Source organism: Variovorax sp. dw_308 (assembly GCF_019207085.1).
In the GTDB taxonomy this organism is placed as follows: domain Bacteria; phylum Pseudomonadota; class Gammaproteobacteria; order Burkholderiales; family Burkholderiaceae_C; genus Variovorax.
Genome location: NZ_JAATOM010000004.1, coordinates 57496 through 79780, shown reverse-complemented (window position 1 = coordinate 79780; position 22285 = coordinate 57496). Strand labels below are relative to the sequence as shown.

Annotated in this window: 18 protein-coding genes; 13 read left to right on the top strand and 5 right to left on the bottom strand. The window is 66.5% G+C overall.

Going from position 1 to position 22285, the window contains the following annotated elements; all coding sequences use genetic code 11:
* Positions 1–4 precede the first annotated feature (4 nt).
* The 4 genes from pnp to HCU76_RS09655 form a co-directional block, all read right to left on the bottom strand.
* A complete protein-coding gene (gene pnp, locus HCU76_RS09670) occupies positions 5–2374 on the bottom strand; it encodes a polyribonucleotide nucleotidyltransferase (protein ID WP_213953380.1) in 2370 nt (789 codons plus the stop codon).
* 205 nt (positions 2375–2579) lie between these two features.
* Positions 2580–2846 carry a 30S ribosomal protein S15 gene (gene rpsO / locus HCU76_RS09665; RefSeq protein WP_007837783.1) on the bottom strand — a complete coding sequence of 89 codons (267 nt, stop codon included), beginning with the start codon at positions 2844–2846 and terminating at the stop codon, positions 2580–2582.
* Between the two features lie 109 nt (positions 2847–2955).
* Complete coding sequence (locus HCU76_RS09660; protein ID WP_213953379.1) at positions 2956–4128, bottom strand: pyridoxal phosphate-dependent aminotransferase; 1173 nt, start codon at positions 4126–4128, stop codon at positions 2956–2958.
* 38 nt (positions 4129–4166) lie between these two features.
* Entirely contained in the window at positions 4167–5462 is a 1296-nt protein-coding gene (locus tag HCU76_RS09655) for a branched-chain amino acid ABC transporter substrate-binding protein (protein ID WP_213953378.1), read from the bottom strand.
* Positions 5463–5597: 135 nt separating this feature from the next.
* On the opposite strand from HCU76_RS09655, the gene HCU76_RS09650 reads away from it, so the two are divergent.
* A complete protein-coding gene (locus tag HCU76_RS09650) occupies positions 5598–5972 on the top strand; it encodes an Hsp20/alpha crystallin family protein (protein ID WP_213953377.1) in 375 nt (124 codons plus the stop codon).
* Positions 5973–6153: 181 nt separating this feature from the next.
* Positions 6154–6903: an alpha/beta fold hydrolase gene (locus tag HCU76_RS09645; RefSeq protein WP_256354108.1), complete on the top strand. Its 750-nt coding sequence runs from the start codon at positions 6154–6156 to the stop codon at positions 6901–6903.
* Here the strand turns inward: HCU76_RS09645 and tsaD are convergent.
* Positions 6863–7900, bottom strand: a complete 1038-nt coding sequence (gene tsaD, locus HCU76_RS09640; RefSeq protein ID WP_213953376.1) for a tRNA (adenosine(37)-N6)-threonylcarbamoyltransferase complex transferase subunit TsaD — start codon at positions 7898–7900, stop codon at positions 6863–6865. The two genes, HCU76_RS09645 and tsaD, sit on opposite strands and share 41 nt — an antisense overlap.
* A gap of 60 nt (positions 7901–7960) precedes the next feature.
* On the opposite strand from tsaD, the gene HCU76_RS09635 reads away from it, so the two are divergent.
* The 11 genes from HCU76_RS09635 (at position 7961) to cobA (ending at position 22281) form a co-directional block, all read left to right on the top strand.
* Positions 7961–9220 carry a nitrate regulatory protein gene (locus HCU76_RS09635; RefSeq protein ID WP_213953375.1) on the top strand — a complete coding sequence of 420 codons (1260 nt, stop codon included), beginning with the start codon at positions 7961–7963 and terminating at the stop codon, positions 9218–9220.
* A gap of 314 nt (positions 9221–9534) precedes the next feature.
* Positions 9535–10779 carry a CmpA/NrtA family ABC transporter substrate-binding protein gene (locus tag HCU76_RS09630; RefSeq protein ID WP_213953374.1) on the top strand — a complete coding sequence of 415 codons (1245 nt, stop codon included), beginning with the start codon at positions 9535–9537 and terminating at the stop codon, positions 10777–10779.
* Between the two features lie 10 nt (positions 10780–10789).
* Positions 10790–11731 carry a nitrate ABC transporter permease gene (gene ntrB / locus HCU76_RS09625; protein WP_213953373.1) on the top strand — a complete coding sequence of 314 codons (942 nt, stop codon included), beginning with the start codon at positions 10790–10792 and terminating at the stop codon, positions 11729–11731.
* Complete coding sequence (locus HCU76_RS09620; protein ID WP_213953372.1) at positions 11728–12555, top strand: ABC transporter ATP-binding protein; 828 nt, start codon at positions 11728–11730, stop codon at positions 12553–12555. The genes ntrB and HCU76_RS09620 overlap by 4 nt, the downstream gene beginning before the upstream one ends.
* A 37-nt stretch (positions 12556–12592) precedes the next feature.
* Complete coding sequence (locus HCU76_RS09615; protein WP_213953371.1) at positions 12593–13033, top strand: globin family protein; 441 nt, start codon at positions 12593–12595, stop codon at positions 13031–13033.
* Positions 13030–13926 carry a GAF domain-containing protein gene (locus HCU76_RS09610; RefSeq protein ID WP_213953370.1) on the top strand — a complete coding sequence of 299 codons (897 nt, stop codon included), beginning with the start codon at positions 13030–13032 and terminating at the stop codon, positions 13924–13926. Before HCU76_RS09615 ends, HCU76_RS09610 begins: the two co-directional genes overlap by 4 nt.
* 25 nt (positions 13927–13951) lie before the next feature.
* A complete protein-coding gene (gene nirB / locus HCU76_RS09605) occupies positions 13952–16465 on the top strand; it encodes a nitrite reductase large subunit NirB (RefSeq protein WP_213953369.1) in 2514 nt (837 codons plus the stop codon).
* Between the two features lie 14 nt (positions 16466–16479).
* Positions 16480–16908 (top strand): nitrite reductase small subunit NirD, encoded by a 429-nt coding sequence (gene nirD / locus HCU76_RS09600; protein ID WP_213953368.1) that lies wholly within the window; start codon positions 16480–16482, stop codon positions 16906–16908.
* A 687-nt stretch (positions 16909–17595) separates the two neighbouring features.
* The gene (locus HCU76_RS09595; protein WP_213953367.1) at positions 17596–20421 is read left to right on the top strand and encodes a nitrate reductase; all 2826 of its coding nucleotides are present in this window, start codon (positions 17596–17598) and stop codon (positions 20419–20421) included.
* A 160-nt stretch (positions 20422–20581) separates the two neighbouring features.
* Positions 20582–21487: a DNA-binding protein YbiB gene (gene ybiB / locus HCU76_RS09590; protein WP_213953366.1), complete on the top strand. Its 906-nt coding sequence runs from the start codon at positions 20582–20584 to the stop codon at positions 21485–21487.
* Complete coding sequence (gene cobA / locus HCU76_RS09585) at positions 21484–22281, top strand: uroporphyrinogen-III C-methyltransferase (RefSeq protein WP_213953365.1); 798 nt, start codon at positions 21484–21486, stop codon at positions 22279–22281. Before ybiB ends, cobA begins: the two co-directional genes overlap by 4 nt.
* Positions 22282–22285 lie beyond the last annotated feature (4 nt).

Below are 22285 nucleotides of genomic sequence, written 5' to 3'. Positions count from 1 at the left end.
GGCCTCAGGGCTGGCGTTCGCCGTTGTCGCTCTCGACGCGCGAGGCATACACGCTTTGCTGCGGCTCGGCCAGGGCCGGTGCGGCTTCACGCGGTTGCTGCTGCTGCGGCTCGTTGCGCTGCTCACGCGGCGCTTCGTTGCGCTCGCCTTCGAAGCGCGGGGCGCGCGGCTCGCGGTCGCCACGCGGCGGGCGATCGCCACGTTCACGGCGTTCGCCGCCACGGTCGCCGCGATCACCACGGTCTTCACGCGGCGCACGCTCCTGGAATTCCATGCCGGCCGGACGCTCGGTCAGGGCCTTCATCGACAGCTTGACGCGGCCCTTTTCATCGGTTTCCAGGACCTTGACCTTCACGATCTGGCCTTCGCTCAGGTAGTCGGTGACCTTCTCGACGCGTTCGTGCGCGATCTGGCTGATGTGCAGCAGGCCGTCCTTGCCGGGCAGCAGGTTGATCAGCGCGCCGAAGTCCAGGATCTTGGTGACCGGGCCTTCATAGACCTTGCCGATTTCGACTTCGGCGGTGATCTGCTCGATGCGCTTCTTCGCGTGTTCCGCCTTTTCAGGATCGGTCGACGCGATGGTGATGGTGCCGTCTTCGTCGATGTTGATCTGGCAGCCGGTTTCCTCGGTCAGCGCACGGATGACCGAGCCGCCCTTGCCGATCACGTCGCGGATCTTCTCGGGGTTGATCTTCATCGTGAACAGGCGCGGAGCGAAGTTCGACACTTCGGCCTTGGCCTCCCCCATCGCTTCCTGCATCTTGCCGAGGATGTGCATGCGCGCTTCCTTGGCCTGCGCCAGTGCGACCTGCATGATTTCCTTGGTGATGCCCTGAATCTTGATGTCCATCTGCAGCGCGGTGATGCCGTTGGTGGTACCCGCTACCTTGAAGTCCATGTCGCCGAGGTGATCTTCGTCGCCCAGGATGTCGGTCAGCACTGCGAAGCGGTTGCCTTCCTTGATCAGGCCCATGGCGATGCCGGCGACGTGCGCCTTCATCGGCACGCCGGCATCCATCATCGACAGGCAGCCACCGCAGACCGAAGCCATCGAAGAGGAGCCGTTCGACTCGGTGATTTCCGAGACGACGCGGATCGTGTACGGGAACTCTTCCTTCTTCGGAAGCACTGCGACGAGCGCACGCTTGGCCAGGCGCCCGTGGCCGACTTCGCGACGCTTGGTCGAGCCCATGCGGCCCACTTCGCCGGTGGCAAAGGGAGGCATGTTGTAGTGGAACAGGAAGCGGTCCTCGTACTCGCCGGCGAGTGCGTCGATGCGCTGTGCATCGCGCTCGGTGCCCAGCGTGGTCACGACCAGCGCCTGCGTTTCACCACGGGTGAACAGGGCCGAACCGTGGGTGCGCGGCAGCACGGAGTTGCGGATCTCGATCGGGCGGACGGTGCGCGTGTCGCGGCCGTCGATGCGCGGTTCGCCTTCGAGGATCTGGCTGCGGACGATCTTGGCTTCGATGCTGAACAGCAGGTCGTTGACCTTGCCGGCGTCGAAGGGTTCGCCGCTTTCCTTGAGCGAGGCCATCACCGAAGCATTGGCTTCGCGCAGGGCTTGGGTGCGGGCTTGCTTGCTGCGGATCTGGTAGACGGCGCGCAGCTTTTCTTCGGCCAGGCCCTTGACCTTGGCGACGAAGTTCTCGTCTTCGGCAGGCGCTTGCCAATCCCACACCGGCTTGCCGGCGTCGCGCACGAGTTCGTGGATCGCATTGATCGCGATGCTGGCTTGTTCATGGCCGAACACCACGCCGCCGAGCATGATTTCTTCGCTCAGTTGCAGGGCTTCGGATTCGACCATCAGCACCGCCGCTTCGGTGCCGGCGACGACCAGGTCCATCTGCGAATCCTTGCGGGCCGTCTGGCCCGGATTCAGCACGTATTGGCCGTTGATGTAGCCCACGCGGGCGGCACCGATCGGGCCGCTGAACGGGATGCCGGAGATCGACAGTGCGGCGCTCACCCCGACCATGGCGGCGATGTCGGCATCGACTTCGGGGTTGAGGGACAGCGTGTGGATGACCACATGCACTTCGTTCAGGAAGCCTTCGGGGAACAGCGGGCGGATCGGACGGTCGATCAGGCGGCTGGTCAGCGTTTCGTGTTCGCTGGGCTTGGCTTCGCGCTTGAAGAAGCTGCCGGGGATCTTGCCGGCGGCATAGGTCTTCTCGATGTAGTCGACGGTCAGCGGGAAGAAGTCCTGGCCAGGTTTGGCGGACTTGGAGGCAACCACGGTGGCGAGGATGACGGTGCCGTCGATGTCGACCTTGACCGCGCCGCTGGCCTGGCGGGCGATTTCACCGGTTTCCAGGACGACGGTCTTGTCGCCCCATTGGAAGGACTTGGTGACTTTGTTGAAGAGGCTCATGTTTGCTCCTGTTTTGATAGCAAGGTCACGCGACCCTGCGAGGCTTTGGAGCGCTTGTCAGAACACGATGCCATTCCAGCGAAGCTCGGCTCGAACTTCCCTGGAATGACACAGCTTCGCTCTGTCTTGCACTCCGAAATGGAACCGCGAAGTAAAAAACGCCTGAGCTAGCGGACTAACTCAGGCGTTTTTGCATGCGGTTGGCTTACTTGCGCAGACCCAGCTTGGCGATCAGCGCGGTGTAACGGTCAGCGTCCTTGGACTTGAGGTAGTCGAGGAGCTTGCGGCGACGGCTCACCATGCGCAGCAGGCCGCGGCGACCGTGGTGGTCCTTGGCGTGCGTCTTGAAGTGAGGGGTGAGTTCGTTGATGCGGGCGGTGAGCAGTGCGACTTGCACTTCGGGGCTGCCAGTGTCGTTGGCGGCGCGGGCGTTGTCTTTGACGACTTCGGCCTTGATGGAGGCTGCGATCATTTGAAAAATTTCCTTGTTCCGATGGGAATTTGACTTGCGGTGTGCGCTGGAACTGCACGCACCGTGCGCCTTGCGGCATGCAAAGCCTGTCGATTATAGCGCGTCCGCTTCAGCGGGCTGGTTTTTGCTGGACCGCGAGCCACTTCTCGAGGCGCTCGACACCCTGCACCAGCCGCTGAGGATCCCTGGAGGCGAAGCACCAGCGCAGCCAGCCCTGGGCTTCCGGCGCGAAGGCGTTGCCGGGGGCGAGGCCAAGGCCGGCTTCGGCGACCAAGCGCTTGGCGACTTCCAGGGAGTCGGAAAAGCCTTCGAGCTGGAAAAAGGCGTACATCCCGCCCCTCGCCGGTGCGACCTTGACGCCGGGAACGCATTGCAGCAAGGGCACCAGCGTGTCGCGGCACTGCTTCAGGTGCGCGACCACGCGGGGCGTGACTTCGTCGGTGCGCCGCAGGGCCTCGATGCCGGCACGCTGGGTGAAGACGCTGGCGCAGGAGGTGTTGTACTCGATGAGCTTGCCGATGCCGTCCATCATCGAAGGCGGCAGCACCAGCCAGCCTAGGCGCCAGCCGGTCATGAGGAAGCTCTTGGAGAAGCTGTGCGCGACCACCAGGCGGTCGTCCGGCGTGCAGATGTCGAGGAAGCTCGGCGCGCAGCCGTTGGGCGTGGGCTCGAAGTAGAGGCGCTCGTAGACCTCGTCGGCCAGGATCCAGGTGCCGGTGGCGCGGCAATGGTCGAGGATGGCTTGCTGTTCCTCGCGGGTGAGCGTCCAGCCGGTGGGGTTGTTCGGGGCGTTGATGATCAGGAGCTTGGTCTGTCGGGTGACGGCGGCGCGCAAGGCATCGAGGTCCAGCGTCCATTCGCCGGCCTTGGGCACCAGCGAGACGCATCGCACCTGGGCGCCAAGGATTGCCGGCTGGGCCGTGAGGTTGGGCCAGACCGGCGTGACCGCGACGACCTCGTCACCCGCGTCGACCAGCGCCTGCACGGCCAGCATCAGCGCATTGACGCCGCCGGAGGTGACCGCGATGCGGCCGGCGTCGATGCGCGGGTGCAATTTGCTGGCATAGGCCGCGATGGCTTCGCGCAACTCGGGCAGGCCGAGGTTATGGGCATAGAAGGTTTCGCCCCTGGCGAGCGAGTCGATGGCGGCCTGACGGATGAATTCGGGCGTGACTTCGTCGCTTTCGCCGAACCAGAAGGCGAGCACGTCGTCGCGGCCCAGGCCAGCATTGGCGACTTCACGGATCTTGGAAGCTTCGAGATGGAGGATGGTTTGACGCATCGGGCGATTCTGCCTGCCGAGCAAGGCCGCGCCGGGCTTCAGGCCTCACGACGCATGCGGCATGTCGTGGGCATTTCTGCCCGTGCCGCGTCGATCGTCCTGATCACGCGGAAGCCGTAGCCCGAGCCCTCGACGTCGAAGCGCACACCAGGCGCACCCTGCCTGTCCATGATGCCGACCACCAATTGCTGCTGGAACTGGTGATCGCTTGCGCGCATGTGCCCGCGGCGACCGGCGAGGGTGACATCGGCATGCTCCAGCGCCTTGGCCAGCGGCAGCGCCTCCGTACTGCCGGCGCGCTCCAGCGACTGCGCCAGCGCCTCGACCAACAGCTGCATGCGCATGTGCACGTAGTCGTCGGCAGGCTTGGGAAAGCGCGTGCGAAAGGACTTGTAGAAGGCCTCCGAGGCCGGCGTCTGTACGTTCGGCAGCCAGTCGGCGACCGCGACGACGCGGCCGACCCCGGCGTCGCCGATGGCGGCCGGCGCGCCCAGCGCATTGCCATAGAAGGTGTAGAACTTGCCTTGGTAACCGGCCTCGCGCGCAGCCTTCACCAGCAGCGTCAGGTCATTGCCCCAATTGCCCGTGACCACGGCCTGCGCGCCGCTCGCGAGGATCTTGCTGGCATAAGGAGCGAAGTCCTTCACGCGGCCCATCGGATGCAGTTCCTCGCCGACGATCCGGATATCGGGCCGGAGCTGGCCGAGCTGGCGCTTCGATTCGCGCAGCACCGACTGGCCGAAGCTGTAGTCCTGCCCGATCAGGTAGACGCGTTCCAGCGACGCGTCGTCCTTCATCACGTCCATCAGCGCGGTCACGCGCATGTCGGCATGGGCGTCGAAGCGGAAGTGCCAGAAGCTGCAGCGCTCGTTGGTGAGGATCGGATCGACCGCCGAATAGTTCAGGAAGACCACCCGCCGGGACGGGTCGCGCTCGTTGTTCTTGTCGATGGCGTCGAGCAGCGCGGCGGCGGTGGCGGACGAGTTGCCTTGCAGGACGATGCGCGAACCGTCGTCGATGGCGGCGCGCAGGGCGGACAAGGCTTCTTCGTTCTGGCCCTTGCTGTCATAGCGCTCGAGCTTGAGCGGCCGGGCGCCGCCGGGCAGCCTGACGCCTCCGCGCGCGTTGACGCGCTCCACCGCCCATTGCAGGTTGCGGAACACGGCCTCGCCGGTGTTGGCGAATGGGCCGCTGAGGCTTTCGATCAGGGCCAGGGAAATGGGCTCGGGAGACTTGGCGCGCGATGGGAGCGACATCGATGCGGCAAGGGCGCCGCCTAGCGCCAGCGCGCCGGATTTCAAGGCCCGGCGGCGCGAAATATTGGGGAAATTCATGCTCTTGAAAGGCGTCCGCACGGGCCTAGATGAGGTGGCATGCGGCACTCATGATGAAAAGGCCGCGCAGTGTAAGGGGCAGCCCCATGCCCGCCCCTTTTGTCCTCAATGACCCTACGAGACCAGGAGATCAACATGTTCTTTGCACCGGCCCTCTACAACTGCTCGCCCCGCGCCCATGACCGCAGCTTCGAACGCTTCGTCAATCGCGCCTTTGCCAACGCCACCGTGTCGCGCCATGGGGTGAACATCGAGCAGGACGACACCAGCTGGACCCTGTCCTTCGACGTGCCGGGCCTGACCCGCGACGACCTGTCGGTCAGCATCGAAGGCGCCGTGGTTCGCGTCGAGAGCAAGGCAGAAGCCAGGCGCCAGGTCAAGGCAGCCTACGAGATGCCGCTGGAAATCGACACCGCGGCCAGCGAAGCCAAGCTGGAAAACGGCGTGCTGACCCTCAAGCTGGGCAAGCTGCAACCTGTGTCCAACAAGGTCGATTTGTCAATTCAGTAACTCGCCTTCCCAGCCACAAGCCGGTAACTTTTAGTTGCCGGCTTTTTTGTTTTTGCAGCCACAATACCTACAAATCTCACATATTGTGACGTTTATTAAACTTAATTTCTTACATTGACACCGCGGGTTTCGCCGATGCGCTGACCCGTCACGGTGCCCTTGTTGCCAACACGAATCACCGATGGACACGCATTTGCACGCCGCCCACTCGCTTTCGCGCGCCGACACGCTGCTGGTGTTCCTGCCCGGCGCGTTCCTGAAGCCGGAAGAGTTCGAGCGCGAAGGCTTTGTGGATGCCGTACGGCAGCGCCGGATCGACGCCGACGTGCTGATCGTGGATGCCAACGTCTCCTACTACTACGACCAGACCTTCATCGAACGCCTGCAATCGAGCGTGATCCAGCCGCAACGGGAGCGCGGATACAAGTCGATCTGGCTCGTCGGCATTTCGATCGGTGGCTTTGGTGCGCTGATACATGAACTGGCTTCGCCGGGCAGCGTCGACGGCATCGTGACCATCGCGCCCTATCTCGGACGCCGGCCGCTGGGCGCCGACATTGCCCGGGCCGGCGGCCTGCGCTCCTGGCGCCCGCTGGAAGGGCCGCCGTCGGATTCGGAGGCCGACCGTCTGTTGTGGCCATGGCTGCAGCAATACGCCTTCCCGACGCCATCCAGGCGCCTGCCGCCGCTCTACCTGGGTTTCGGGACCAGCGACCGCTTCGCGTGCAACCACAAGGTGCTGGCCGAGGTGCTGCCCGAAGGCCATGTGTTCACGACCGAGGGCGGCCACGACTGGCCGCAATGGGCTCGGCTCTGGCGCGACATGCTCCAGGTCCTGCCGCTGCCGATACTGCGCCCGGTGTCCGCGCAGCGGGATCTGCAAGCTCTCGCTACGCAGCCTGCAACGAATCCAGTGGCCATCGGGGCTTGACGTCGAAGGCATAGCGCGGGGTGGCCGCGGCCATGCCGGCTTGCAGGCGCATGGCCGCGGCCATCGCGATCATGGCGCCGTTGTCGGTGCACAGATGAAGCTCGGGGTAGTGCACACGCACGCCGCGCCTGGCGCAGGCCGCGTCGAGTTGCCGGCGCAGGTCGTGGTTGGCGCCGACGCCGCCGGCCACGACCAGCCGCTTCATGCCGGTGGCCTCCAGCGCCGCCATGCTTTTCTTGAGCAGCACTTCGACGATGGCCGCCTGGGTCGATGCGGCCAGGTCGGCCTTGCGGGCCTCGAGTTCGCCACCGAGTTTCTTCGCCTGCGTCATCACCGCGGTCTTGAGGCCGGCGAAGGAAAAGTCGAGGTCTCCGCTGTGCAGCAAGGGACGCGGCAGCTTGAACGCCGCGGCATCGCCCTGCTCCGCCAGCTTGGCCAGCCACGGGCCGCCGGGATACGGCAGGCCCATGAGCTTGGCGCTCTTGTCGAAGGCTTCGCCGGCGGCATCGTCGATGGTCTCGCCGAGGATCTCGTAGTGGCCCACGCCGTCGACGCGCATCAACTGGGTATGGCCGCCCGACACCAGCAACGCGACGAAGGGAAACTCCGGCGGGTCGGCACTCAGGAAAGGCGACAGCAGGTGGCCTTCGAGGTGATGCACGCCGAGCACCGGCTTGCCGAGCGCCGCGCCCAACGCGCATGCCACGCCGGCGCCCACCAGCAGCGCGCCGGCCAGGCCCGGCCCTCGCGTGTAGGCCACCACATCCACGTCGGCCAGTTGGCGCCCGGCCTCCGCGAACACGGTCTGCGCGAGCGGCAGCACACGGCGGATGTGGTCGCGGCTTGCCAGTTCCGGCACCACGCCGCCATAGGCCTGGTGCATGGCGATCTGGCTGTGCAGCGCGTGGGCGCGCAGCAGCGGTGTGGCGCTGCCTTGCGCTTCCACGAGCGCGACGCCGGTTTCGTCGCAAGACGATTCGATTCCGAGTACAAGCATCCGGGGAGTGTAGGAGCCGCACGGCTTGGGGGCACGGATGTTGCTGCATGACCTTCCACGATGAAATCAGGACTGAGCTTTCTTGTCGCAGCCCGGCGCTGCGAAATCGACGAACTGGACCAGCTCGCGCGCACCAGTGAACTGGTCGGGACGATCGGCCGTCTGGTGCATGCGCTGCAGCGCGAGCGCGGGTTGTCGAACGTGCTGCTGGCCTCGCAGGGCAAGCGTTTTGCCGCGCAACGCAGCGTGCAGGTCGGCGAATCCATTCGGCTGGAGCAGGAGGTGCGTGCCGGCTTCGACAGGTTGCATGCGGAAGCACGCCGCCTGGGCAGCGGCACGCGCCTGTTCAGCCGCATCGCCTGGGTGCTGCCGGGGCTGGATGCCCTGCCCGTTCTGCGGCGGCGCATCGGCGCGCTGGAGATCGGCGTGGCCGACGCGGCGGCGGCCTTTGCCAAGCTGATCACCGGACTGCTGGCGGTGGTGTTCGAGGCGGCCGATGGCGCGACCGACCCGGAAATTTCGCGACTGCTCGCCGCCATGTTCAATTTCATGCAGGGCAAGGAATTCGCGGGCCAGGAGCGTGCCTGTGGAGCGGCCGCGTTTGCCGCGGGCCAGGATGACGGCACCCGCCAGCAGCGATGGCTGCAACTCATTGCGGCGCAGGAGCGCTGCTTCCATGTGTTCACCGAGTTTGCCGGGCCTGTGCTGGCGAGGTTGTGGCGCGACAGCCAACCCGCGGAGGAAACCGCCGAGCTGGAACGGCTGCGCCGCGCGGCCATCACGACCGCACCCGGCGAGCCGCTCGACGCCGAACTCAGCACGGTCTGGTTCGATTGCTGCTCGCTTCGCATCGACGCAATGAAGGCGATCGAGGAACGGCTGGCGAGCGACCTGCGCGCGCTGTGCGACCGCAAGATCGCCGAGGCCCGGGCCGAGGCCGATGCCAACGAGGCCTTGCTGGACCAGGTGACCGGCGCGCAGGAGACCGGCGTGCCGACGGCCTTCTTCGACGACATCGCGCCCCAGCCGCCCACGGTCAAGGCCTATGGACACCAGCTCGAGCGCTCGGTGCTGGACATGCTGCAGGAGCAGTCGCAGCGCCTGCAGGCCATGAGCGACGAACTGGAAGCCGTGCGCGCCGGCCTCAACGAGCGCAAGCTGGTGGAGCGGGCCAAGGGCCTGTTGATGGCCCACAAGCGCATGACGGAAGAGGAGGCGCACAAGATGCTGCGCCAGACCGCGATGAACCAGAACCGGCGGCTGGTCGATGTGGCCGAGTCGGTGCTTTCGATGGCCGACTTCCTGCCCTCCGGAAACTAATTGGTGCGCTGCACAAATCGGGTGCCTCCGGGTCGATCTCATTCAAATCGCGCGGAGATGCTTGTTGAGTAACAGTTCATTGCTATCATTTTGATAGCAATAAGCAACTCGGAAGCGCTGGCACGCCGCTTGCAACCACTTCAGCCATAGACCAAAGACGGTCTTCAGGCAGGTGGCATCCAACGAAGGGTGTCGCCCACCAACAGGACAAAGGCGTCCTTGCCCGCATGCACTCGTATTCATTTCGAGCAGCAGATGCGCGGCAAGGACGCCTTTTTTGTTTTTCGTTTGTTGTTTTGACCGGAGTTCGCCCCATGACCGATGCGCTGAAATTCAAATTGAGCCGACGCACCGCACTGAAAGCCGCCGCCGCAGGCGCGGTCGCTATCGCCCCCGCGTTGCGCGCCACCGTCTGGGCGCAAGGCTCCGACAAGCCCGAGAAGCCCGAGGTGAAGATCGGCTTCATACCGCTGACCGATTGCGCCAGCGTGGTGATGGCCTCGGTGCTGGGCCTCGACAAGAAGCACGGCGTGAAGCTCACGCTGAGCAAGGAGGCCAGTTGGGCCGGCGTGCGCGACAAGCTCGTCAACGGCGAGCTCGACATGGCGCACGTGCTCTACGGCCTGGTCTACGGCGTGCACGTCGGCGCTGGCGGCGCGAAGAAGGACATGGCCGTGCTGATGGGCCTGAACCGCAACGGCCAGGCGATCACGCTGTCGAAGGCGCTGGCCGACAAGGGCGCGGTCGACGGCCCGTCGCTGGCCAAACTGATGGCCAAGGAGAAGCGCGAATACACCTTCGCCGGCACCTTCCCCACCAGCACGCACACGATGTGGCTCAACTATTGGCTGTCGGCCTCGGGCATCAGCCCGATCAGCGATGCCAAGGTCATCGTGGTGCCCCCGCCGCAGATGGTGGCCAACATGCGCGTGGGCAACATGGACGGGTTCTGCGTCGGCGAGCCGTGGGGCCAGCGGGCCATCATCGACAAGATCGGCGTGACCGCGATCACCACGCAGGACATCTGGAAGGACCACCCGGAGAAGGTGCTCGGCACGCGCGCCGAGTTCGTCAAGGCCAATCCGAACACCTGCCGCGCCGTGATGATGGCCGTGATGGAGGCCGGCAAGTGGATCGATGCCAACCTGCAGAACAAGACAAAGATGGCCGAGACGGTGGCCGAGAAGTCGTACATCAACACCAGCGCCGACGCGATCAACCAGCGCATCCTGGGCCGCTACGACAACGGCATGGGCAAGACCTGGGACGACCCCAACCACATGAAGTTCTTCGACGACGGCCAGGTCAACTTCCCTTACCTGTCCGACGGCATGTGGTTCCTCACGCAGCACAAGCGCTGGGGCATCCTGAAGGAGCACCCGGACTACCTCGCGGTCGCGAAGCAGATCAACCAGATCGACCTCTACAAGGACGTCGCCAGCGCGATGAAGGTCAGCGTGCCGAAGGACCCGATGCGCACCAGCAAGCTCTTCGACGGCGTGGTGTGGGACGGCAAGGACCCGAAGAAGTACGCCGATTCGTTCAAGGTCCAGGCCTGAGGAGCACGACATGGTCAGCGCTGTTTTTCACTCCCCGCTCGATGCGTCCATTCCTCTCCCTCTCCCGCGTGCGGGAGAGGGTCGGGGTGAGGGTGTACCTCGTGTCCAGGCTGCCCCTCACCCCAGCCCTCTCCTCACGGGGGAGAGGGAGCAACGGCGCAAAGTCCTAGACCTGCGATGGCTCTGGATGCGCGTGTTGCCGCCGCTCGCGGGCTTCGGCCTGCTGCTGCTGATCTGGGAACTGGTGGCACTCCGGAGCACCAATGGCTTTCCCTCGCCGCTGGAGACCTGGAAGCAGGCGCTCGATGTCTTCAGCGATCCGTTCTACAGCAAGGGGCCGAACGACCAAGGCGTCGGCTGGAACGTGCTCTCGTCGCTGCAGCGTGTCGCCTTGGGCTTCGGGCTCGCGGCCGCGGTCGGCATTCCGGCGGGCTTTGCGATCGGGCGCTTCGAGTTCCTGGCGCGCATGTTCAATCCGCTGATCAGCCTGCTGCGGCCCGTGTCGCCGCTGGCCTGGTTGCCGATCGGCCTGCTCGTTTTCAAGGGCGCCAACCCGGCCGCCATCTGGACCATCTTCATCTGCTCGATCTGGCCGATGGTCATCAACACGGCCGTGGGCGTGCAGCGCGTGCCGAGCGACTACATGAACGTGGCCAAGGTGCTCAACCTCAGCGAGTGGAAGATCATCACCAAGATCCTCTTCCCCGCCGTGCTGCCCTACATGCTCACCGGCGTGCGGCTCGCGGTCGGCACCGCATGGCTGGTAATCGTCGCGGCCGAGATGCTGACCGGCGGCGTCGGCATCGGCTTCTGGGTCTGGGACGAGTGGAACAACCTCAACGTCAAGAACATCATCATCGCGATCTTCGTCATCGGTATCGTCGGCCTGTTGCTGGAGTTCGCGCTCATCAAGATCGCCACCGCGTTCACGTTCGAAGAGGTGAAGTCATGAGTGAAGCCACGACCCTGGAGAAGGCAGACAGGAAGTTCATCGACATCAGCGAAGTCGAGCAGACCTTCAAGACGCCCAAGGGCAGCTTCCAGGCGCTGCGCGACATCAACCTCACGGTCGCCAAGGGCGAGTTCGTGGCGCTCATCGGGCACTCGGGCTGCGGCAAGTCGACACTGCTGAACCTGATCGCCGGGTTGACCAAGCCGACGCATGGCGGGCTGCTCTGCGCCAACAAGGAAATCAACGGCCCGGGCCCGGAGCGCGCGGTGGTGTTCCAGAACCATTCGCTGCTGCCTTGGCTGACCTGCTACGAGAACATCTACCTTGGTGTGGAGCGCGTGTTCGGCTCCGCAGAATCGAGGGTGCAATTGAAGGCGCGCACCGATGCGGCGCTGGCACTCGTCGGCCTCACGCCCGCCACCCACAAGCGACCGGGCGAGATCTCGGGCGGCATGAAGCAGCGCGTCGGCATCGCCCGCGCACTGGCCATGGAGCCCAAGGTGCTGCTGATGGATGAGCCCTTCGGCGCACTCGACGCGCTCACCCGCGCACGCCTGCAGGACGAGCTGCTCGCCATCGTGCAGAAGACGCAGAGCACGGTCGTCATGGTCACGCATGACGTGGACGAGGCGGTGCTGCTGTCCGACAAGATCGTGATGATGACCAATGGCCCCTCGGCCACGATCGGCGAGTTGCTCACGGTGAACCTCGAACGTCCGCGCAATCGCGTGGAACTGGCGGAAGACCGCAACTACGTGCACTACCGCAAGGCGGTGATCGACTTCCTGTACACGCGCCAGGGCCATGTCGAGAAGGCCGCGTGATTTTTCGCCCGCACAACAACCGACGAGGAACCCCACGATGACCCCTAATCAGATCGAACTGGTGCAGTCCAGCTTTGCCAAGGTTGTGCCGATATCCGAGCAGGCCGCGGCCATCTTCTATGGCCGGCTCTTCGAATTGGCGCCGGAGGTGCGCGCACTCTTCAAGGGCGACATGGTCGAACAGGGGCGCAAGCTCATGACGATGCTGGGCGGCGTGACTCGAGGCCTCGGCAACCTCGATACGCTGGTGCCGGTGGCACAGCGCCTGGCCGAGCGGCACGTCGGCTACGGTGCGGAGCCAGCGCACTACGCGGTGGTCGGCGCCGCACTCATCGACACGCTCGACAAGGGGCTGGGCGCCGAATTCACGCCCGACGTGCGCAACGCCTGGGAGACGGCCTACGGCACCCTTTCGGGCGTGATGATCGCGGCGGCCCGGAAGACGGCTGAGGGCTCCGCCATGGAGGCGCAGGCGTGAAGACGTTCATCCGCGTCATCGAGTACTGGGTGCCCAGCGAGGATGGCAGCCTGCTTGAATTTGGTGGCGGCCTGTTCGGCCCTGCACATCGCTTCGCGGCCGTGAGCCAGAACCTGTGCTTCGGCCGTGGCGAAGGCTTGCCGGGCCGCGCCTGGGAGACGGGGCGCCCGATCGTGCTCAAGGAGTTGTCGGGCTCCTACTTCCGGCGCGCCGCGGCAGCGAAGACGGCGGGGCTGACCTGCGGCATCGCGGTGCCGATCTTCAAGGGCGACCGGCTGAGTTCGGTGGCCGTGATCTTCTGCGGCGACGACGAAGAGCATGCCGGCGCCATCGAACTCTGGGGCAACGACCCGGAAGAGTCCACCGACATGACGCTGGTCGACGGCTACTACGGCACCACCGGCGACACCTTCGAGTTCATCTCGCGCGCCACCGCGTTTCGTCGCGGCACGGGGCTGCCCGGCATGGCGTGGGATTCGCAAAAGCCGGTGTTCCTGCCGGACCTCGGCAAGGGCGCGGGATTCATTCGCGCCGACAGCGCGGTGAAGGTCGGCATCAACCGCGGCTTCGCGATCCCCTGCTCGACGCTGGACGGCTCCAGCTTCGTGATGGCCTTCCTGTCGGCCCGCGCGACGCCGATTGCGCGCCGCATCGAGATCTGGGAGCCCGACACCAGCGGCACGCACCTGCGTCGCAGCCTCGGGTTCTCCGACACCGCAGCCAAGGACGACGATGCCTTCGAAGCGATCGCCATGACGGGCGATGCACCGGATGCGGCCGGCGCCATCGCCCGCGCCTTCGCGAGCGGGATTCCGTACACCGCCGAACCCATGATCGCCATCCCGGTCGCGCCGCAAGGCCGCATCACCGCTGTGATGGCGCTGCACTTCTGATCACCTCTCAATCGGGAAGCACACGATGAAAAAGATGAAACTGGTCCTGGTGGGCAACGGCATGGCCGGCGTTCGCGCCGTGGAAGAGTTGATCAAGCTCGCGCCCGACCTCTACGACATCACCGTGTTCGGCGCCGAGCCGCATCCCAACTACAACCGCATCCTGCTGTCGCCGGTGCTGGCCGGCGAGCAAACGGTCGAGCAGATCATCCTGAACTCGTGGGAGTGGTACGCGGAGAACGACATCACGCTGCACGCCGGCAAGCTGGTGACCGAGGTGGACCGTGTGAAGCGCATCGTGCGTGCCGAGGCGGCGGACGGCAGCGTGGTGGAAGCGGAATACGACCGGCTGCTGCTGTGCACCGGTTCCAATCCCTTCATCCTGCCGGTGCCGGGCAAGGAGCTGAAGGGCGTGATCGCCTACCGCGACATCGCCGACACCAACACCATGATCGAGACTGCGAAGACGCACAAGCATGCGGTGGTGATCGGCGGCGGCCTGCTCGGCCTCGAAGCCGCCAACGGCCTGATGCTGCGCGGCATGAGCGTGACCGTGGTGCATGTCAACGCGTGGCTCATGGAGCGCCAGCTCGACGACGTGGCGGGCGGGCTGCTTCGCCAGTCGCTGGAAGCGCGCGGCCTCAACTTCCTGCTGAGCGCGCAGACGCAGGAACTGGTCGGCGACGCCGAAGGACGCGTCAAGTCGGTCAAGTTCAAGGGCGGCACCGAAGTGCCGGCCGACCTGGTCGTGATGGCCGTGGGCATCCGTCCGAACACGGCGCTCGCCGAATCGATGCGCCTGCACTGCAACCGCGGCATCGTGGTCAACGACACCATGCAGACGGTGACCGATGCGCGCGTCTACTCGGTCGGCGAATGCGCGGCGCACCGCGGCATCGCCTATGGCCTGGTGGCGCCGCTGTTCGAGCAGGCCAAGGTCGCGGCGAATCACCTGGCGCAGTTCGGCATCGGCCGCTACATGGGCTCGCTGACCTCGACCAAGCTCAAGGTGACGGGCATCGACCTGTTCAGCGCCGGCCAGTTCATGGGCGGCGAAGGCACCGAGGAGATCGTGATGAGCGATCCCTTCGGCGGGGTCTACAAGAAGCTCGTGATCAAGGACGACAAGCTCGTGGGCGCCTGCCTGTACGGCGACACGGTCGATGGCAGCTGGTACTTCAAGCTGCTGCGCGACGGCCGCAGCGTGAACGACATCCGCGAGAAGCTGATGTTCGGCGAATCGAACATCGGCGACGTCGGCCATGAAGGCCACAGCAGCGCGGCGACGATGCCCGACGAAGCCGAGGTCTGCGGCTGCAATGGCGTGAGCAAGGGCACGATCTGCAAGGCGATCAAGGACAAGGGCCTGTTCACGCTGGACGAGGTGAAGAAGCACACCAAGGCGAGCGCGAGTTGCGGCTCGTGCACGGGGCTGGTCGAGCAGATCCTGATGTTCACCGCCGGCGGCGACTACTCCGCCGCGCCGAAGAAGAAGGCCATGTGCGGCTGCACCGACGCGAGCCACAAGGACGTGCGCGACGCCATCCGTGCCCAGAAATTCCTGACGCATGCCGAGGTGTTCGAAGGCATGGGCTGGCGCACGCCCAACGGCTGCGCGAGCTGCCGCCCGGCCGTCAATTACTACCTGATCAGCACCTGGCCGAAGGAGGCGAAGGACGATCCGCAAAGCCGCTTCATCAACGAGCGCAGCCACGCGAACATCCAGAAGGACGGCACGTATTCGGTGATCCCGCGCATGTGGGGCGGGCACACGACGCCGGACGAACTGCGGCGCATCGCCGATGCGGCGGACAAATACAAGATCCCGACGGTCAAGATCACCGGCGGGCAGCGCATCGACCTGCTGGGCGTGAAGAAGGAAGACCTGCAGGACGTGTGGAAGGACATCGGCATGCCGAGCGGCTTCGCCTACGGCAAGTCGCTGCGCACGGTGAAGACCTGCGTGGGCAGCGAGTGGTGCCGCTTCGGCACGCAGGACTCGACGCAGATGGGCAAGGACCTGGAGCATGCGCTGTGGGCGATGTATTCGCCGCACAAGGTGAAGCTGGCGGTGTCGGGCTGCCCGCGCAACTGCGCCGAGGCCGGCATCAAGGACGTGGGCGTGATTGGCGTGGACTCGGGCTGGGAGGTCTACGTTGGCGGCAACGGCGGCATCAAGACCGAGGTGGCGCAGTTCCTTGTGAAGCTCAAGACGAGCGAGGAAGTGATGGAATACACGGGGGCCTTCCTGCAGCTGTACCGCGAGGAAGGCTGGTACCTGGAGCGTACGGTCCACTACATCTCGCGCGTGGGGCTGGACCATGTCAAGAAGAAGGTTCTCGAGGACGTTGCCGGCCGCAAGGCGCTGTGGGAGCGCTTGCAGTTCGCGCTGGATGGCGAGCCGGATCCGTGGTTCGAAGCGAACCGGGCGCAGGTCGATGTGCGCCAGTTCGTGCCGGTGGCCGACGCGGTCACGGCACCGCTGACTTTCGTGCCGAAGGCCAGCATTGCCTCGCCGGACCTTGCCGATATCTCGTGAAGCAGGAGGCACCGATGACCGAATGGAAAACCATCTGCCGCGTCGACGAGATCCCGGTGCTCGGTTCGCGCCGTGTCTCACGCCCGGTGGGCTTGGCCGTGGCGGTGTTCCGCAACAGCCAGGACGAGGTGTTCGCGCTGCTGGACCGCTGCCCGCACAGGGGCGGGCCGCTGTCGCAAGGGATCGTGTTCGGCACCAGCGTGGCGTGTCCGCTGCACAACTGGACGATCGGGCTCGATGACGGCTGCGCGAGGCAACCCGACGAAGGATGCACGCCGAAGTTTTCGTGCCGCGTCGAGGACGGCCACGTGCTGCTCGATGCGCACGAACTGGCGACGCATGCGCTGGACCTGGAAGCGCCCCGTGCCGGTCCCGGGAGGGCTGCGCCCGCAGGGCCGTTGGGGGACGAGACCTTTGATGTGCAGGCGCCGCATGGCTCTTGAATTCGTCGCTGCTGGTGGAGTGGGCACAGCGCATGTAGGGGACGTGTTGCGTGCAGGGGGCGCATTGCGTGCAGGGGGCGCATTGCGTGCAGGGGGCGCATTGCGTGCAGGGAGCGCGTCGTCGGGCGGCATGCGGTACGGGCCGGCCGACCCTACTGCGGCGGCCCCTTCGGGGCTCCCTTGCGGTGCTCGCTTTGGGCGGGGTCCACATGAACTCGCTTCGCTCAGACAGCATGTGGCCCTGATCCGCCCAAAGCTGCGCTCCTCAGCACCGCAGAAGGGATCGACCAACCCGTACCGCATACCACCCGCCGCCGTGGACACGTCCGTGGTGCATCAGCATTGCCCCCACTCCCCCGTACGCAGTGCCCCGGTCTTGCTCCCTCTCCCCCTGGGAGAGGGCTGGAGTGAGGGCAGCCGCACCCCCAAAGGGGACGGTGCGTTTCGCCACCCCCAAGCCCGGTGCGCGGTGTGGGTCGGGCGATCCCTTCTGCGCCGCCGAGCAGCGCAGCGTTTCGCGGATCAGGGCCACATGCTGTCTGAGCGAAGCGAGTTCATGTGGACCCCGCGAAACGCGAGCAGCGCAGGGCAGTCGCGAAGCGACCGGCGCAGTAGGGTCGCACGGCCCGCACCGCGTACCGGGCGCTCTGTCCAAGAGACGACTCCCGCCCCCACCGCACGCAAGCCATGAAAGAAACCAAGTCCACCTGCCCCTACTGCGGCGTAGGCTGCGGCGTGATCATCGAGTCGCAGGGCGACCAGATCACTGGCGTGCGTGGCGACCCCGATCATCCGGCCAACTTCGGCCGCCTCTGCACCAAGGGGTCGACCCTGCATCTCACCGCATCGGCGGAGGTCACGCGCCAGACGCGCCTGCTGCATCCCATGCAGCGCCTCGAGCGCAGCGCTGCCCCGCAGCCCGTCAGCTGGGACAGCGCTCTCGACACCGCCGCCGACAAGTTCGCCCAAGTCATCCGCGAGCACGGCCCCGATGCGGTCGGCTTCTACGTCTCCGGCCAGTTGCTCACCGAGGACTACTACGTCTTCAACAAGCTTGCCAAGGGCCTCATCGGCACCAACAACATCGACACCAATTCGCGCCTGTGCATGAGCAGCGCGGTCGCGGGCTACAAGAAGACGCTGGGCGCGGATTCGCCACCGGCCTGCTACGACGATTTCAAGGACGCGCAGTGCCTGTTCATCGTCGGCAGCAACACCGCCTGGGCACATCCGATCCTGTTCCGCCGCATCGAGGATGCGAAGCGCGCCAATCCCGCGATGAAGATCGTCGTGGCCGACCCGCGCCGCACCGACACGGCCGAGATCGCCGACCTGTTCCTGCCGGTCCAGCCCGGCACCGACGTGATGCTGTTCCACGGGATGCTGCACCTGATGCTGTGGGAAGGCTGGACCAAGCCCGAATACATCGCCGCGCACACCAGCGGCTTCGACGCGCTGAAGACCACCGTGCGCGAATGCACGCCCGACAAGGTGGCGCAGATCTGCGGCATCGACAAGGCCGACCTGCTCGAGGCCGCCCGCCTTTTCGCCACCTCGGCCGCCACGCTGAGCCTGTACTGCCAGGGCCTCAACCAGTCGTCCTCGGGCACGGCCAAGAATGCCGCGCTCATCAACCTGCACCTGGCCACGGCGCAGATCGGCAAGCCCGGCGCCGGGCCGTTCTCCCTCACCGGCCAACCCAATGCCATGGGCGGGCGTGAAGTCGGCGGTTTGGCCAACCTGCTGAGCGCGCATCGCGACCTGTCCGACCCGGACCATCGCGCCGAAGTCGCCGCGCTCTGGGGCGTGCCGAGCGTGCCCGCAGTGCCCGGCAAGACCGCCGTCGAAATGTTCCAGGCCGCTGCCGACGGCGAGATCAAGGCACTGTGGATCGCCTGCACCAACCCCGCCCAGTCGATGCCCGACCAGGCCACGGTGCGCCGTGCGCTCGAACGCTGCGAGTTCGTCGTCGTGCAGGAGGCCTTCGCCACCACGGCCACCTGCGTCTATGCCGACCTGCTGCTGCCCGCCACCACATGGGGCGAGAAGACAGGCACCGTGACCAATAGCGAGCGCCGCATCTCGCGCGTGCGCCCGGCCGTCGCGGCGCCCGGCGCGGCCCGGCATGACTGGTCCGCGGCAGCGGACTTCGCGCTTCGACTGGAAGCCCGCGTGCCCCCGCGCGCGTCGACGACGCTCTTCCCCTACACGCTCGACAGCGAGGTCGGCGCCGAATCGATCTGGAACGAGCACCGCGAGACCACGCGCGGCCGCGACCTCGACATCACCGGCATGAGCTGGGCCATGCTCGACGACCGTGGCCCGCAGCAATGGCCCCTGCCGCAAGGCCGCGCGGCCGGCCGCGTCCGGCTCTACGAAGACGGCCGATTCCCGACGCCCGATGGCCGCGCCCGTTTCGTCGACACGCCCTACAAGCCGGTCGCGGAACAGCGCGAGGCCCGCTTCCCCTTCTCCCTCAACACCGGCCGGTTGCGCGACCAGTGGCACGGCATGAGCCGCACCGGCACGCTGGGCCGGCTGTTCGGCCACGTGGCCGAGCCGGTCGTGCAGATGCATGCGCAGGACATGGCCCGGCGCCAGCTCAAGGACGGCGACCTCGTCCACCTGACCTCCCGCCGCGGCAGCATCGTGTTGCCGGCCCAGGCCAGCCGCGAGGTCGGCATGAGCCAGGCCTTCGTCGCGATGCATTGGGGCGAGGAATACCTCAGCGGGCGCGCCTCCAACGGCGATCGGCTCGCCGGCATCAACGCGCTCACCAGCCCGGCCTTCTGCCCCGACTCGAAGCAGCCCGAGCTCAAGCACGCGGCCATCAAGATCCTCAAGGCCGAGTTGCCATGGTCCTTGCTCGCGGCCGCCTGGGTGCCGGACGACCGGGCGCTGAGCACGCTGCAGGAATTGCGCGGGGTGATGAAGGAATTCCCTTTCGCCAGCTGCGTGCCCTTCGGCGCCGGTGGCGCGCTGTCGGCCGGCGCCGCCGAACGCACCGGCTTGCTGTTTCGCGCCGCCAGCCACGAAGCCGCTGCCGACGCCTTGCTGGCCCGCATCGAGACCCTGCTGGGCCTGGCCGCAGCCGACACGCTGCGCTACGCCGATGCCCGCCACGGCCAGCGCCGCGCCGCGCGCCTGGTGCGCCGCGACAGCGCGGCTGGCGAGGCGCACCTGGAAGCCTTCCTGTTGGCCGGCGACACGCGCGCAGAAGCGTGGATCACCGCGCTGCTACGCGAGCAGTTGCCCGCGCAGGCCTTCGGCCGCCAACTGTTGCGCCCCGGACCGACGGCGCCGGCGGGCGTGGCGGCGCGCGGCAAGATCGTCTGCGGTTGCTTTGGCGTGACCGAGACGGCCATCGGCCAGACGCTGCAGGGCTGCACCGGCAACGACGACCAGCGCCTGGCCACGCTCCAGGGCGCGCTGCAATGCGGCACCAACTGCGGCTCCTGCCTGCCGGAGCTGCGGCGCATGGTCCGCGCGGAAGTGGCGGAGGCGGCGCCGTGAGCGCGGTGCCGGGCCGCCCCAAACAAGCTCATGCCCCCTCGGGGGGCAGCGAGGACACGAAGTGCCGAGCGTGGGGGCCCCAGTGACCTCGGATGCAATCCACGCAGGCATAAGCCGACTCACGTATTGGCATAACGCATGCGGGACAATCCGCGCACCCATGGGAATCAGCCAATACATCAAGGAAATCGGCCGCGGCGCACGCGGCGCGAAGCCGCTCACCCGCGCGCAGGCCACCGACCTGTTCGGCCAGGTGCTGGACGGCACCGTCACCGACCTGGAGGTCGGCGGCTTCTGCCTGGCCATGCGCATCAAGGGCGAGACGCCCGACGAGATGGCCGGCTTTCTCGACGCAACGCATGCCCGCCTGCACCGCATCCCGGCCAGCGACCGTCCCCTCATCGTGCTGCCCAGCTACAACGGCGCGCGCAAGTTGCCGGTGCTTACGCCGCTGCTGGCGTTGCTGCTGGCACGCGAAGGCCTGCCCGTGCTGGTACACGGCGCGGCCACCGAATCCACTCGCGTCCTGGCGTCCAGCGTGCTCGCCGCGCTCGGCACCCTGCCGATGACGTCCATCGCCCCCATCGCCGACGGCCAGGTCGCCTTCGCCCCGACGGAACTCCTCAGCCCCGGCCTCAAGCGCCTGCTCGACGTGCGCCGCGTGGTGGGCCTGCGCAACCCGGGCCACAGCGTCGTCAAGCTGATGCAGCCGACCGAAGGCGAATGTGTCGTCGTCGGCAGCTACACCCACCCGGCGTATGCCGAATCGATGGCCGCCACCTTCGAGCTGATGGGCATCACTGCCCTGCTCTCGCGCGGCCTCGAAGGCGAGGTGGTGTCGGACCCGCGCCGCACTGCGCAGATCGACGGCTTCCTGCGCGGCGCCCGCATCGAACTGCAGGCGCAGCAACCCGGCACGCATGCCGAGGTCGAGGGCCTGCCGACCGAGATCGACATCGAGACGACCGCCGACTACACGCGGCGCGTGCTGGCCGGCGAGGCGCCCGTGCCGGCCGCGATCGCGCAACAGGTCGAACACATCAAGCAACTGGCGAACCGGCTATGAGCAAACCCACATTCCCCTCCCAAGGCACTTGCACGCTCGTCGGCGCCGGCCCGGGCGACCCGGACCTGCTGACGCTGAAGGCCGTCAAGGCGATCCATGCGGCCACCGTGCTCTTCGTCGACGACCTGGTCGACGACGCGATCCTCGGCTATGCGCGGCCCGAGGCGCGCATCGTCCACGTGGGCAAGCGCGGCGGCTGCAAGAGCACGCCGCAGGCCTTCATCGAGAAGCTCATGATCACCGCCGTGCGCGAAGGCGAAGCCGTGGTGCGCCTCAAGGGCGGCGACCCATTCATCTTCGGCCGCGGCGGCGAGGAGGTCGAGCACCTGCGCGAAGCCGGCATCGAATGCACCGTGGTCAACGGCATCACTGCGGGCCTGGCGGCGGTGACCTCGCTCAACGTACCGCTCACGCACCGCGACCATGCACAGGGCGTGGTGTTCGTCACCGGCCATGCCAAGACCGGCGCCGGCGCGGCCGAGGCCCCGACGGACTGGCGCGTCCTGGCCGCCACGGTGCGCGACGCGCGGCTCACGCTGGTGATCTACATGGGTGTGTCCGGCGTGCAGCACATCCAGAACGAACTGCTAGAGGGTCTGCCCGGCGATACGCCGGTGGCGGTGATCCAGCATGCGAGCCTGCCGCAGCAACGCCACATCGCGACCACGCTGTCCCGGTTGCAGGCCGGCATTGCGGAGGCCGCCCTCGCGAGCCCGTCGATCATCGTCGTGGGCGACGTGCTGCGCGGCCTGGCCGCGGCCGGTGCGGAGAACCAGTCCCGCTTCGGGACTTGAGAAG

Bases quoted from the DNA above. Each gene is read 5' to 3' on its own strand.
- pnp (WP_213953380.1), bottom strand. From the start codon at position 2,374: ATGAGCCTCTTCAACAAAGTCACCAAGTCCTTCCAATGGGGCGACAAG.
- rpsO (WP_007837783.1), bottom strand. From the start codon at position 2,846: ATGATCGCAGCCTCCATCAAGGCCGAAGTCGTCAAAGACAACGCCCGC.
- HCU76_RS09660 (WP_213953379.1), bottom strand. From the start codon at position 4,128: ATGCGTCAAACCATCCTCCATCTCGAAGCTTCCAAGATCCGTGAAGTC.
- HCU76_RS09655 (WP_213953378.1), bottom strand. From the start codon at position 5,462: ATGAATTTCCCCAATATTTCGCGCCGCCGGGCCTTGAAATCCGGCGCG.
- HCU76_RS09650 (WP_213953377.1), top strand. From the start codon at position 5,598: ATGTTCTTTGCACCGGCCCTCTACAACTGCTCGCCCCGCGCCCATGAC.
- HCU76_RS09645 (WP_256354108.1), top strand. From the start codon at position 6,154: ATGGACACGCATTTGCACGCCGCCCACTCGCTTTCGCGCGCCGACACG.
- tsaD (WP_213953376.1), bottom strand. From the start codon at position 7,900: ATGCTTGTACTCGGAATCGAATCGTCTTGCGACGAAACCGGCGTCGCG.
- HCU76_RS09635 (WP_213953375.1), top strand. From the start codon at position 7,961: ATGAAATCAGGACTGAGCTTTCTTGTCGCAGCCCGGCGCTGCGAAATC.
- HCU76_RS09630 (WP_213953374.1), top strand. From the start codon at position 9,535: ATGACCGATGCGCTGAAATTCAAATTGAGCCGACGCACCGCACTGAAA.
- ntrB (WP_213953373.1), top strand. From the start codon at position 10,790: ATGGTCAGCGCTGTTTTTCACTCCCCGCTCGATGCGTCCATTCCTCTC.
- HCU76_RS09620 (WP_213953372.1), top strand. From the start codon at position 11,728: ATGAGTGAAGCCACGACCCTGGAGAAGGCAGACAGGAAGTTCATCGAC.
- HCU76_RS09615 (WP_213953371.1), top strand. From the start codon at position 12,593: ATGACCCCTAATCAGATCGAACTGGTGCAGTCCAGCTTTGCCAAGGTT.
- nirB (WP_213953369.1), top strand. From the start codon at position 13,952: ATGAAAAAGATGAAACTGGTCCTGGTGGGCAACGGCATGGCCGGCGTT.
- nirD (WP_213953368.1), top strand. From the start codon at position 16,480: ATGACCGAATGGAAAACCATCTGCCGCGTCGACGAGATCCCGGTGCTC.
- HCU76_RS09595 (WP_213953367.1), top strand. From the start codon at position 17,596: ATGAAAGAAACCAAGTCCACCTGCCCCTACTGCGGCGTAGGCTGCGGC.
- ybiB (WP_213953366.1), top strand. From the start codon at position 20,582: ATGGGAATCAGCCAATACATCAAGGAAATCGGCCGCGGCGCACGCGGC.
- cobA (WP_213953365.1), top strand. From the start codon at position 21,484: ATGAGCAAACCCACATTCCCCTCCCAAGGCACTTGCACGCTCGTCGGC.